This window comes from Bacillus sp. FSL R5-0434 (genome assembly GCF_038004745.1).
GTDB classification, from domain to species: Bacteria; Bacillota; Bacilli; order Bacillales; family Bacillaceae; genus Bacillus; species Bacillus halotolerans.
In genome coordinates, this window is sequence record NZ_JBBORV010000001.1 from 1991940 (window position 1) to 2005829 (window position 13890).

Here is a 13890-nt window from a genome sequence, read left to right on the forward strand (position 1 = left end):
CAATTCCACACACCTTTTCCAAAAGTTAAATATCTTTAATGAGATTTTCGATGCTAGATAATGCGGATGGCGTTAGTTCTTTGTTGCTGAAATCGCTCAGCGTTTTTTCTCGTTCTTTTTTCTTTGTACAATGCTCAATGATCTCGATAAGATGACTGTGAAAGCTGTCCATCAAACACTGAATTGTGTTTTCGCGGAATACCCGGGTGTATACTGCTTTGACTTGCAGGCGTCCGTCTGTTATCAAAGCATTAATATCGAGCTCGTACTCTCTTTCTCTCTCCCCCGCTATTTCGTAACGAGGCTGATAAGAAGACAGTTGAAACAAATCAGAACCCTGACCTTCGCTGAATTGTCCAAGATAATTGAAGCTGATCTCAGGCTCTTTATGCTGTATGGCTCCCTTTTGTACTAATAAGCCGTAGCCCGTTCCCTTGTGCGGCACTCTTCTCAGCCTGTCCTTTGTCGCTTTGATTCTGTAACCGAGCTGATCTTCAGATGAATGCGGTGCACTCATGTCCAGAAGGATAGGATAAATAGAAGTGAACCAACCTACTGTTCGTGAAATATCAATATTCGGAACATGTCCTTCTCTTCCATGGCCCTCAGCGCTGATCACAATTTGTTCGTGTCCGCTCCATTCATAAAGCGCCATTCCTAAAGCAGTGAGCAAAAGTTCGTTGGCATCAGTACCATAGGCTTGCTGCGTTTCAAACAGCAGTTTTTTAGTCCAGTCACTGGCTAATACAAACGCAGCTGTTTCAGCACTGCTTTGATGCCTGTCCGACTCAGCCATGTCCTTAGGCAGAAAAACATTATGGGCATCTAAAATCGTTTGCCAATATGTTATTTCTGATAACAATTGCCGGCTCCCGGCTATCTGTGCCAGACCGCTGGCATATGATAAATAAGAATCGCTTTTCGGCGGCAGTTTGATCTCTGTTTGCTCCAAAGACTGTTGGTAGGCTGCAGCTAAATCTTCAAGCAGAATCCTCCAAGAAACGCCATCTACAGCGAGATGGTGGATCGTAATCAGCAAATGGTCTCCCTCTGTCGTTTTAAACAATCCCGCTTGCAGCAAAGGTCCTTCTTTTACATTCATATTGCTTTGAAGCACGATTTCCTCAGCAGCAAATTTTTCTTCCAAGAGTGTGCCTTCTGCCTGTTCCTTTGTCCAATCTGCTAGGTGAAATCCGAACAGTTCGTTTTCAGTGATCTGAATTCCGCGATTGTACTGAACGACACGCCCGGTATGATCCTGTGTAAACACCATGCGAAGCGCGTCATGATGCTCAGTCAATTTGCGCAGCGCTTGGCGAAGCGCGTCAGCATGAAACCCCTTTTCGCTGAAAAGCATGACCGATTGGTTGTAATGATCACGAAAAGCATGACGCTGATCGAAAAATTTGCACTGAATCGGTGTAAGATCCGCTTCACCTTCGATAGGCCTTTGTTCTGCCTGAGATATCAATGGAGTGATATGGCTGCTCAGCTCATGAACTGTTGGATAACGGAATAAATCTTGTATAGTCATGCTCCAGCCTTCAGCTGCCAGCCGGGCGGACACTTGCAGTGCTTTAATAGAGTCTCCTCCAAGCTCAAAAAAGGAGTCGTGAATGCCAACTCGAGACACGCTCAGCACGTCCTCCCAAATCTGCGCTGTCATTCCCTGCAATTCGTTGACCGGTGCAGTATACGGCCGCGAGAAAGCTTCATTTGGTGCCGGTAAGGCTCTTCTGTCCAGCTTCCCGTTTAATGTCAGCGGCATAGTTTCCAAAGGAATGATATGCGCAGGGATCATATATGCCGGCAGCATTTTCGATAAAGCGCCGCGGAGAACCGTTGTATCGGCATCTGAAGGCAGAATATACGCTGCCAAACGAGCCTGTCCATTCGTATCACTTTGAACCGCTACAACCGCTTCATTGACAAGTCCGGTTTGGAGAAGCACACTTTCAATTTCTTCTGTTTCGATCCTGTACCCGTTTATTTTTACTTGATGATCTATCCGGCCAAGAAGCCTGAGAGTGCCGTTTGGAAGCCAGCAAGCCAGATCCCCTGTTCTGTAGAGTCTTTCTCCGGATACAAATGGATTTTTTGTAAATTTCTTTTCCGTTAATTCAAATTTTCCGTGATAGCCCTTGGCAACGCCGGCTCCGCCGATACAAAGCTCGCCGGCAATACCGATCGGCTGTATTTGGTCAGTCTGGCTGAGTACATACAGTTTTACATTGGGAAGCGGGATGCCGATCGGTACGCTGTCTCCCGAATACTCTTCACCCATATTCATTTCATAGTAACTTGAATCAATCGTGGCCTCTGTGACCCCGTAACTATTGATTAAGCGCATTTTGTTTCCGAAACGGTCCGCCAATGTTTTGAAATCATGGGCTTTCACCATATCCGAACCAAGAATAAGGATGTCTAAGTCAGGAAGACTGAGCTGGTTGCGGTAAACATATTCCATAAATGGGACAATGAGTGCCGGTGTTGACTCCATGATCGTGATACGCTGGCGGTTCATCAATGCATATAATTCATCAGGCTCAAGCCTTGTTTCATCAGAGCAAATGACTAGAGTCCCTCCATTGGCCAATGTTCTCGCCAAGTCTCCTGAAAAGACATCAAAGGAAAAGCTCGCCATTTGAAGCAGCCTGACAGGCATTTGATCGAGCTGATATATGCTGCGCCATGCAAGAACAGCATGAGCAAAGTTGCGGTGCGTAACGATAACGCCTTTAGGCGCACCGGTTGTTCCTGACGTATAAATGATGTATGCCGAGTCCTCCGGGGCAGGAGATGAAGCAAGGTTGCATCTTTTTGCTTCATAGAAACTTTCATCATCAAGACAGATGCGAGAAATATCACCTATATCTGAGCCTGCAATCAAATGCTTTACTTCATTCTGTAAAAGAAGAATTTCAGCCCCGCTGTCTTTGAGAAGGTATTCAATCCGGGCTTTTGGATAATGAGAATCTATCGGAATATACACGCCGCCGGCTTTCATAACGGCTAAAATACCAACAATAGCATCAATGGATCGCTCCGCTAAAACAGCAACGATTGGCTGCGTCTCTTTTCCTTTTTCTTGCAGTGTGCGCGCCAGACGATTGGCTTTTTCGTTGAGATGGCGATAGCTGATCTGTTTTTCACCGTCCATAACAGCAATATGCTCCGGTGTCTCTTCAGCCCTCTTTTCAAACATGCGATGAAAAACGATATCAGTTTGAGAACATTCAACGTGGGTTTTGTTGAGTTCTATCAAAATCTTTTGTTTTTCTTTTTCGCTGAGTATATTCACTTGTGAAAGAGTTGTATTAGGATTTGACGTGGCAGCACGCAAAAATTCGGTAAAATGAGCCGTCCAGCGTTCAATTGTCGTTCTCATAAATACGTCGGTACTAAATTCCATGTCACATCTGATGACTCCATCTGATTCAGCCGCAATCAACGTCATGTCAAATACAGAAATTTGATGAATAACATTTGCAGGCCGTGCTTTTATGTCTCCAAGATTAATGTCTTGTTTGTCCATATTTTGAAGAATAAACATCGCATCAAACACTGGATTTCGGCTCATATCCCTTGTTACGGCGAGCTTGTCGACAAGCTCTTCGAACGGATAATCCTGATGTTCGTAAGCTTCCAATGCGTTCTCACGCACTTCCTGCAAAAATTGCGCAAACGGCTTCCCGCCCTCCGGGCGTGTCCGGAGCGCCAGGGTGTTGACGAACATTCCAAGTATCGGCTCAAGGTCCTTGTGAGGACGTCCGGCAATTGGTGACCCGACGATGATGTCTTCCTGTCCGCTTAAGCGCGCCAATAACGCTGTGTAAGCTGCCAGGAGCACCATGTACAGGGTGCTTCCGTTCTCGCGTGCGAGTTTGTGAAGCCCGGCTGTGAGTTCTTGATCGAGCGTAAATGAAACTTGATCACCCGCGAAGCTTCGCACCGGCGGCCGGGCGTAATCAGCCGGCAGGTCCAGTACGGGCAGCTCGCCTTCGAGCTGCTTCAGCCAGTATGCCTCCTGCGTCTTGTACGTGTCTCCTTTTTTAAAGGCCTCCTGCCATACGGCATAGTCTTTATATTGAATGTGAAGCGCAGGTAGCTCCTGATTGGCGTACAGCTCCCCGAATTCCCGAATGAGCGTATTGACTGACACACCGTCTGAAATAATGTGATGCATATCGACCAGTAATAGATGCCGCCCGCCTGATACCTTGACGACCCCCGCTCGGAACAGCGGAGCTTGGCTGAGATCAAACGGCTGGATAAACGCTGCCGCGGCTTCCTGTTCAGTTTGTCCGCCGAGCCCAGAGGTGTGGAATGTAAACGGCACTTCTTCATGGATACGCTGAACCGGCTCGCCGTCTGTGTCCGTTGTAAAGGACGTGCGCAGTGACTCGTGGCGTTTGATCAGCTTGTTGAATACGGCCTCCATTCTTGTAAGAACCAGCTTTCCTTCCAGCTCCAAGACTGCCGGCATATTGTAGCCTGTGCCACCATCCTCCAGCTGCTGGAGCACATACATCCGCTTTTGGGCGGAGGAAACCGGGTAGGTCTCGCGTTTTTCAGCCGGCTTAATGGCTTCATACGGACTTTCCGTTCCTTCGCTGATGACAGAAGCCAAACTTTCTACCGTCGGATGGGCAAACACATCCTTCAGCGGCACTTGGACGCCGAATTCCTTGGCGATCCGGGAGACAAGCGCGGTGGCTTTTAAGGAATGGCCGCCCCGGTCAAAAAAGTTGTCGTGAATGCCGACAGGGCCGCTTTTCAGCACTTCCTCCCACAGCTGGGAAAGCTTCATCTCTGTCAGGTTTCTCGGCGCTGTGTAGGTTTCCCGATCTGCCGCTCCGTCAGGAGCAGGCAGCGCTTTTCGGTCGAGCTTTCCGCTCGGGGTAACCGGCCATTGTTCCATCTCAATGATATGAGCAGGAATCATGTAGCCCGGAAGCAATGTCTCAAGCTGCTTGCGCACTTCGTTTCTTTCGCGCCCTTCTGCATACGCACATAATTCCGTCTCGCCGCTTTCTGTACGAACAGTCACAGCCGCTTCCCGCACGCCTTCTATGCTTCTGAGCGCCGCTTCGATTTCTCCCGGCTCAATACGATAGCCGCGGATTTTCACCTGGTCATCCAGACGGCCGAGGAATTCAACCTGTCCGTCTGGCAGCCAGCGTGCTAAATCCCCTGTTTTGTACATGCGTTCACCCGGATAGAATGGATCATCAAGAAAACGTTCTTCTGTTAATTCCGGCCGATTCAAGTAGCCTCTGGCGACACCGGCTCCGGCGATATACAATTCCCCCGCTACGCCGACAGGCTGTACGGCTACATGCGGATCTAACACATACAGACGCGCGCCAGGCACGGGTTTTCCGATCGGAAGGCGCAAGCGATCCTTGTCCAGCTCAGGATCACACGTGTAAAATGCCGCATCAACAGTTGCTTCTGTCGGCCCGTAGCCGTGAACCAGCGATGTCTCGGGCAGCGAAGAAGCGAAACGGGCTGCCGTATGAGGGGCCAGCGGTTCACCTCCGGCGAATACACGCTTCAGGCTTCTCGGTGCTTCGATTTCCGCTTGGTCCAAAAAGCTGTTCAGCATGGCCGGAATAAAATGGGCCGTTGTAACGCCTTCCTCTCGAATGGCTTTTATCATCAATGCCGGATCTTTCTCCCAGCCGGACGGAAGCAGATAGGCCGAAGCACCTGAAAGCGTCCACCAAAACAGCTGCCAGACAGACGCATCAAAGGAAAAAGACGTTTTCATCATAATGATGTCGTCTTCCTCTAAAGGAAACTGCATCTGCATGCCGGTCAGAAAGGAAACCGCCTGGCGGTGCTCCACGGTGACTCCTTTCGGCCGTCCAGTGGAGCCCGACGTATAGATCACATAGGCGAGAGAATCACTGTCCGCTTGATGAAGAGAGTGATATTCAGATTCTTCATTCGCAAGAGCCGTCATATCCACTTCAAGTGTCTTCTTGGAAAAATCAGGTGCCCTTAATCCCGGCTGCGTCAGCAACAATGCTGCCCCGCTGTCTTTCAGCATATAGCTCAGCCGCTCCTCTGGATATGCAGGATCAAGCGGCAAATAAGCTCCGCCTGCCTTTAATACGGCGAGAACGGCTGTCAGCATGTCCGGCGAACGCTCGCTTAGAACACCGACAATGCTTTCCTTCGTGACACCATGCGCCGTAAGGCGCGCTGCCAGCCTGTTGGCGTACATGTCAAGCTGCGCGTAAGTCAGCGAACCGCCAGAAAAGCGTAAGGCCGTCCGATCCGGCGTCAAAGCTGCCTGACGTTCAAACAGCCCGTGCAGCGTCGAAGCTGCAGGCGAAACAGCTTTCGTTCTGTTAAATTCATACAAAACTTTTTCTTTCTCATGTTTTTCTGCCATATCTAATTCTTTTATAGTGCTATGCGGATTTTGAAGCGCGTTTTCCAGCAACGTAAGCAGGTGGTGCTGAATCCGTTTAACGTCCTCAAGAGAAAATAAGATATTTTGATAGTCGAAATTTAATTGAATGGCTCCAGTATCTATCCGCTCCTGTATTTGAACAGAAAGCTCATTCGCGGTGTATCCGCTGAAATAAAGCGCCGTCTCATAGTTCAAATCATCCGCTTTTTGCCACTGAAGCGGATGGTACTGCATTGATATACCGATCAGGTTGTGTAAATCCTTGTGTTCTTTTCTTAATTCATTCACCAGCAAATTATAAGGAAATCTTTGGTGACGCATGACTGAAAGCTGTTCTCTGCCGACACTGCGTACAAAGGAAAGAAAATCGGCGTCAGAATCAACCGTTTTTCTGATTGGAAGAGAGCTGACAAACATGCCAAGCATTTCTTTCTCCGCCTTTGACCCCCTGTTTCCATAGTAGGTTCCGATCGCAAGGTCCGTTTTAGAGGTGATGCGGCTGATACATATGTAAAATGAAGCCATAAATAAGGAAATCATACTGATTTTCTGTTCTTCGCAAAAAGCTTGGATGGTATGTGCTAGGTAAGGTGAAAGTGTGATAGTATCTCTCGATGCGGAGGTACTCTGCTTTTGTGAAGTGCTCTGTCCGGTTAGTGAGTGGTATACCGGCGGCTGTTGGTAGGTTTGCGTCCAAAACAAATGGTCTTTTTCAAAACGTGAAGATTGTAAGTACTGCCTCTCTTTTTCTATGTAGCTAATGTAGGAAGGCTCTTGCTCATCGGGTATAGGCTCCCCTTTTTTGATTTTTTGATACAGATTAATAATTTGATTTCCCATCAAATTTAAAGAGATGCCGTCCATGATAATATGATGGAATTTCGCATATAGCCAAATTTCATGGGGGTGGATTCTAAGGAGATAAAATTGATACAGAGGCGAATCAAGCAGCTTAAACGGAATTCTGGCTTGATCATGAATCCATTGCTCTGTTTCAGTCATTTCAGCATTTGTAAAATCTATTATTTCAAGTGATAATCCTTTGTATTCTGCAAGATACAGACGAGGCTCTGACTCCGATTCAATTCCTTCTGTCAGCTGGAACCTGATTGCATCATTACGGGAGATTGAAAGGTTCAGAGCCAACTGAAGAGCATCAAGATCAACATCACCCCTGAATTTTACACAGGCGGTCAGATTACAGATGCTTGTACCAGGCTCCAACAGTTCAGTAAACCAAACTCTCCTTTGGGCATGAGTTAAACCATAAGTATTTTCTTTCAACGAATTCCCTCCAATTCTAATTTATAAGAGGATAAGAAACTGAAAAAATTACAATAAAAAGAAATTATATGACTATATAATCCATATATGCATTATATTAACCGAATTTTTTTAAAGTACAATAAAAAATATAAAATTTTTATAACATTTTTTTGAATATAGTATTAATTATTTATTTTTCTTGATTAATTTTATTAGGATTTCGAATGTAAAGTTATGAAAGTATCGATTTTTAATAGTTCTTCATCACTAGATTTTTTCTTCATTTATTTAATTTCATATGAGGATAGTGTTGAACCGTTTATAAGATATTCTCCGCCTCAGTATCAGTTACATTTCTACAATATTTAGATGGATGTTTTAAAAACAAGCGCAATAATGTAAAAAAAAATATAAAAAAACCTGTTTTCGCGGAAAACAGGTTTAGCGTTTTTATTGATTTGCCAAAATAACAGCAATTTGATCCTCAATGTCTTTGCCATCCGAGTCATCAATCAAACCGTTTAGAAGAATAGAGAAAACGAGCGTTTTTCCGCTCTTTGTTTCTGCATAGCCAGACAGAGAGCTGACAGTGCTTAAGGACCCGGTCTTTGCCCTTATTTTTCCTTCTGCCGGAGTGTCTTTCATGCGGTTTCTTAGCGTCCCGCCTACCAGTCTGTCACTGTTCCCCGCTTCCGGCAGAGCATGCAGATAAGGTTGAAACCACTTTTCATCTTGGATGTCATATAACAGCTTTGTGATTTGGTCTGATGATACGGCGTTGATATGAGAGACCCCGGAACCGTCCCTCAAAATAAGTGTTTTGGGATCAACGCTGAAATTCGGAAGCGTACTGTTTAGCACTTCAAGCCCTTTTTCCCAGCTGCCCTCTCCTTTTTCCACTTTCCCCATCTCTTTTACAAGTACCTCGGCGTGTCCGTTATTGCTTAATTTCATAAAAGGGAGAAATAGCTTAGACAAAGGCATTGAGTGATGAGTGGCCAGTACGTCTGAAGAGTCGGGCGCTGTGCCCATTATGATTTTCCCTTTTACTGTAATGCCTTGTTTTTTAAGAGCCTGCTTAAATAAATCTAAAGCATATCCTGCCGGCTCCCAGACGGAAATCCACTCTTTTGTTTTGCTTGCATCAACCGGTATGCTCCCTTTAATCGTGATAGTATTGGTTCCATGTTCTCTTTCGATAGAAAGATCTTTCTTTTTTCCCGCCTCAACTGTTTTCGCCTCATTCTCAATCGCTACATAATCCGTTTTTGGTGACACTGATATTGCTGGCTTTTGTCCTTCTTTCTTTCCCGGGCTGGCTTCTACTATCACAGCGCCTGCATCATAGTCCTCATTTGGAGACGCTGTCAGTGCGGAAATTTGCGCGCCGTAATAAGTGTACTCATCACTCCATGGCAAATCAGGCGAATAGCGGAGATGATCATACCATGAGTCATCGGCGACAAGATTGCCTTTTATGGACTTGATGCCGGATTTTTTCAGCTTTTCGGCCATTTGATCAAAATCAGATGGTAAAAGTGTCGGATCTCCTTTTCCTTTCAGATAAAGGTTGCCATTCAGTTTTTGTCCTTTAAGGCGGCCGTCTGTCCGCACTTCTGTTGTGAAAGAATAATCCTCACCGAGAACAGAAAGTGCCGCGGCGGCTGTAAAAAGCTTCAAAGAAGAGGCGGGTCTCATCCGGACATCCCCTAAATGGTCGTAAATGACGTCGCCTGTTTCTGCAGAACGGACAGTAATGCCGGCCATTGCACCTTTTAAAGCAGGTTCATTGGCTAAAATGGTTTCAATCTGCCCGGCAAGTGTATCCTGTTCTTCAGCCGCCTGTACAGCATGATGCATATATGGAATGGAAGCAAAGATGAAAAGCAGCAATATTACAAAATAAAGCTTCATGCTTTTTCCCATTTTCTTATCCCGCCTCTCCTGATTGGCTATCGATGATTACGCTCAATCGTGATGCTGCTTTTTACTGTCTTCTCTTCACCAGGCTCTAACACATGTAAGCCAGTGAGTGACGAAGGGAGATCAAGGTTAACTGCGTTTGTCACCCATGTATAAGGCTCCGGACATAAATACCCTTGTGTTCCATCAGCATTATACACAACCCAATGCTTAAATTGTTCATCCGCCTTGTAGATCATATTCAGGTGTGCATGCTGATGGTAAATGACGGCCTGATTTTCTCCTCCTCTCTTCTGATAAGAAGATAAAAAGACATCATCAAGCTGCTGCCGCAAGAGCATTCCTTCGTGCAAAGCTTCCTGATTTGGTATATCGATCAGCTTTCCGGTCGGCAATAAACGTTCATCCAATTCCCATTGCTGATCAGCAGTAAGAGAAAATAAAGAGCTCTCTTCTGGGAAAACGAAGGTCGTATGATAACCAAGCCCCCAAGGAAATGCATCCTTCCCTTTATTCATGATCGTGGCATGCTTATAAAGAGTGTTATCTTTTAAAATGTATGTCATCCGTACAACAGCATGATGCGGAAATTGTTTATAAACATGGGGAATTTCCGATAGATCAATTTCAGTTTCTATGATCACTTCTTCGTCTGTTTGTTTCATCGTTATGATGTCCCACTTTTTGTCATAGAGAAAGCCGTGGAGGTGATGGTGTTTATCTTTTTCATTGATATCAAAATGATACGTTCTGCCCCGGAAAATGAACGTTCCGTCACTTATGCGGTTAGGCGGAAACAAAATGGGAATTCCATACAATGTAGGTGTGTCATGAAAGCTTTCAGTTGTTTCCGGTTCTCGTAAAAGGTGCATCTTTGTTTCTTTGTCTACGAGAGAAATGACGTTGCTGCCCCACTCAGGCACGACTATTATTTCCAAATGCTCATTACCCGCTTTGACAGCTGGTGTTCCTAAATACGTCATCTTTTCAATATAATTTGTCATGTGTACTCAACCTCTCCTTAGTTCAATGCTTATATATAAATTCAATTCAGTGTGCACTATTTCCTCCATTTTATGTTTTCCCTTTTGTCTTTAAGTAAACAAAAAACACCATTCAAAATGAACGGTGTTTTTTGGAGTTTATTGAATCAGACGTGTAATCTGCTTCTTTTTCCAAATGAATTGATAATACCCGTAAATCAAAAGCAAACTTACAGCAAATGCTGCCGGATAGCCTACCCAAATGCCGAGTATTTCAAGATTTGTATAGTGAGACAGAACAAACGCGACCGGCACTTCGATTCCCCAGATGGCAAAAATACTGATAAGGGTCGGCCATAAAACCGTTCCGCTTGCACGCATCGTCGCAGAAATAATTTGGGCATTCCCAAACAGCAAATAGCTCCATAATGTAATCATCAAAAGCCTGTGTGCAATGTAAAGGGTATCTTTCTCGGTCAAAAATAATGCTAAAATCTGATGTGCAAAAAGATAGATAAGGAGGATCAGCACACCGCCAATGATATAATTCAGCCAAATACCGACCCGAATGACTTGCTTTAACCGGTCAAACTCATTCGCTCCAATAGATTGAGCGGCGAAAATAGACACCGCGATCCCCAGACTGACAGCCGGCATTTGCACATAGCTGGCTACCTGATTGACCACGCCATATGCTGCTGTTGCATCAGAGCCATAATGATTGACGAAGGAAATGACTGCTATTTCCGATAGTGAGACGAGAATCATGTTAATGCTTGACGGAATACCAAGACGCAGCAGAAGCGCCAGCAATTCCTTATCCATTTTCAAATAACGCCGTACTGTCTTATCAAATTGCAGCGGGTGTTTCGTTTTCCTCAGATACACCAATAATACGATAAAGGTCACAATTGTAGAAATAACGGTTGCGTAAGCAGAACCGTAAATGCCCAGCTTCGGCAAGCCGAACATGCCGAGAATTAAGATTGGTAAAAGTGCTATATTGATGACTGTGCTTACAATCAATGTATAAAACGGTGTCTTAGAATCTCCTGTCCCCCGCAAGAATGTGGTATAAGCAAAATATAAAAACATAAACGGCATTGCGCAAAATAAGATACGCGCATAGCTGACACTGACATGAATTACATTTTCTGGCGTTCCCATGAGACGCAGAATATCTAAGGTGAATATACTGCCGATCACAGCTAACACAATTCCTAATAAAAAGGTGAATGTCAGCGTTGTTCCGACAACGGCCTTTAACCGTTCCTCATTTTTTGCCCCATAGGCTTGCCCGATAAGAATGGAACTGCCGGAACCGATGCCGATCGTAAATGAAATGAGAAGAAAAAACAGCGGGAAAAAGGATGAGACAGCTGCAAGCGCATCTACGCCAAGCCATCTGCCCACAGCGACCATCCCGACTAATTGGCCCACTGATTGCAGCACATTGCTCAGAAGGAGCGGCACTAAAAATAGTGACATTGACCGCCAAACAGATGGATTGCTCTTCTTCTTAGATACGGGATTTTCTTGTAATGTTTCCATATGAATGACTCCTTTATTTAAACTCGTTTCACTAACGTGCTCCCGTTTCTTTTGAAATGAACACGACATGCAACATGTAACTATTCACCACAGTACTTATAAAACCCTTCCCGATTCTCCTATTTTTACACATTTTTCAATCTGCAAGAATAAACTAGTGCGATACAGCATAGTCTTTTGGTGAGATGAAAGAATAAAAAATAATTTATGCAAAAGTATTGTAATCTAAACGTAACTATTGTAACATTTGTAACATAAGAGAAAGAGATTTTAAAGGAGAGAGCCACATTGAAAAAATATCTTCTATTTCTAACCACTATTGCACTTATTCTGTCATTAAACACAAATGCATTTGCGAAAAACACATCCGGAGATTTATCACAAAAACAAGCATTGCAGCTGGCACTAACAGCAAGAGAGCATTTTTGGAATACAATGAGCGGACACAATCCAAAAGCGAAAAAAGCAGTTTGCCCATCAGGCACATTCGAGCATCAAAATCTTCAGTACGTATACATGTGCAGTGACCTTGGCACAAAAGAAAAAGCTGTGAATTACTTAACACCTATTTTCTCAAAAACAGCGATTGAAAAAGGCTTTAAAGACTATCATTTCATTGTCTCAAAAGGAAAACTGGCTGTTCCGGTCGGTGACGGAGACAATCTCTTAAATTGGAAAAAATCAACCGCTAAACTCATTTCTAAAAAAGGCGGCACAGTCACATATGAATTTACCGTTCCTACTTTGGACGGATCACCTTCAGCAAAACGGAAAGTGACATTTGTAAAAGAGAACAAAAAGTGGAAAGTAAATCGCTTTGACGCAGTTATATAAGAAAAAAACGCCCGAGAAAAACGGGCGTTTTTTATGTTAAGCATAAAAAGGGCAACGGACGTATCATCCATTGCCCTTTTGTTTTATTACGCTCTAGGAGAGATTCGAACTCCCGACCTGCAGTTTAGGAAACTGCTGCACTATCCGCTGTGCTACTAGAGCTTTTTTGATATCTATATAGTAGCTCCGATTGTCACGATTTTCAAGCGATATGATTTACAGCCCTCCAAATACCTTATAAGCAGCTCTTGTTGTATCTTCATCGATTCCAATATAACGCATTGTAATCGAAGGTGATGAATGATTAAGGATCCTCTGCAGCTCAGCGATATCTTTTGTCCGCTGGTAGAAATGATAGCCAAATGTTTTCCGGAGCGTATGGGTCCCTATTTCCTCAAGTCCGCACGCTTCGGCTGCCTCTCTTAAAATTCTGTATGCCTGAATGCGTGAAATTGGCTTTTTGGTTCGGACAGATTTAAAGAGATATTCATTTTCTTTCATATCTTTCGTATACTCGTATATTTCTGCTTTCAAAGATTCTAAAATGAGAATCTTCCTTTTCTTTTTTGTTTTGCTTTCAGTCGCCCATAAATGGTCTTTATTTCTGACATCTTTCACCTGAAGCGACAAAATATCAGAAATTCGGAGCGCGCTGTTAATGCCGAAAATAAACAAAAAATAATCACGCTTGTTTTTGCTGCGTAAATACTGTTTTACATCTTGAATTTTCTCTAAACTGCGGATCGGCTGTACAATATGCATCAAAAAACTCCTTAAAAACCGTTATGTAACGTTTTGAGGTCTATGTTACTATTATAGCGGAAAAACGTTGAATGTCAAAGTTCGGAGGCATTTATGTAACATAATATACATAGTGTTACATAAACAGAAAAGAGATCTCTTGAAACG

The 13890-nt window shown here is 44.3% G+C and carries 6 protein-coding genes and 1 tRNA gene; 1 reads left to right on the plus strand and 6 read right to left on the minus strand.

What is annotated here, in order from left to right:
- Positions 1-25: 25 nt before the first annotated feature.
- The 4 genes from fenC to NYE43_RS10010 all read right to left on the minus strand — a co-directional run bounded on the left by fenC (position 26) and on the right by NYE43_RS10010 (position 12147).
- Positions 26-7708, minus strand: a complete 7683-nt coding sequence (gene fenC, locus NYE43_RS09995) for a fengycin non-ribosomal peptide synthetase FenC (RefSeq protein WP_341061737.1) — start codon at positions 7706-7708, stop codon at positions 26-28.
- A gap of 432 nt (positions 7709-8140) precedes the next feature.
- Complete coding sequence (gene dacB, locus NYE43_RS10000) at positions 8141-9616, minus strand: D-alanyl-D-alanine carboxypeptidase/D-alanyl-D-alanine endopeptidase (RefSeq protein ID WP_341061739.1); 1476 nt, start codon at positions 9614-9616, stop codon at positions 8141-8143.
- A gap of 26 nt (positions 9617-9642) precedes the next feature.
- The gene (gene galM, locus NYE43_RS10005; RefSeq protein WP_101861452.1) at positions 9643-10617 is read right to left on the minus strand and encodes an aldose 1-epimerase; all 975 of its coding nucleotides are present in this window, start codon (positions 10615-10617) and stop codon (positions 9643-9645) included.
- A gap of 138 nt (positions 10618-10755) precedes the next feature.
- Positions 10756-12147 carry an MATE family efflux transporter gene (locus tag NYE43_RS10010; protein ID WP_059336512.1) on the minus strand — a complete coding sequence of 464 codons (1392 nt, stop codon included), beginning with the start codon at positions 12145-12147 and terminating at the stop codon, positions 10756-10758.
- 288 nt (positions 12148-12435) lie between these two features.
- On the opposite strand from NYE43_RS10010, the gene NYE43_RS10015 reads away from it, so the two are divergent.
- Complete coding sequence (locus tag NYE43_RS10015) at positions 12436-12981, plus strand: IseA DL-endopeptidase inhibitor family protein (protein ID WP_095713035.1); 546 nt, start codon at positions 12436-12438, stop codon at positions 12979-12981.
- A gap of 89 nt (positions 12982-13070) precedes the next feature.
- On the opposite strand, the gene NYE43_RS10020 is transcribed toward NYE43_RS10015, so the two are convergent.
- A tRNA-Arg gene (locus tag NYE43_RS10020) sits at positions 13071-13143 on the minus strand.
- 54 nt (positions 13144-13197) lie between these two features.
- A complete protein-coding gene (locus tag NYE43_RS10025) occupies positions 13198-13743 on the minus strand; it encodes a site-specific integrase (RefSeq protein WP_341061744.1) in 546 nt (181 codons plus the stop codon).
- Positions 13744-13890: the final 147 nt, after the last annotated feature.

Bases quoted from the DNA above. Each gene is read 5' to 3' on its own strand.
- NYE43_RS10010 (WP_059336512.1), bottom strand. From the start codon at position 12,147: ATGGAAACATTACAAGAAAATCCCGTATCTAAGAAGAAGAGCAATCCA.
- NYE43_RS10025 (WP_341061744.1), bottom strand. From the start codon at position 13,743: ATGCATATTGTACAGCCGATCCGCAGTTTAGAGAAAATTCAAGATGTA.
- galM (WP_101861452.1), bottom strand. From the start codon at position 10,617: ATGACAAATTATATTGAAAAGATGACGTATTTAGGAACACCAGCTGTC.
- dacB (WP_341061739.1), bottom strand. From the start codon at position 9,616: ATGGGAAAAAGCATGAAGCTTTATTTTGTAATATTGCTGCTTTTCATC.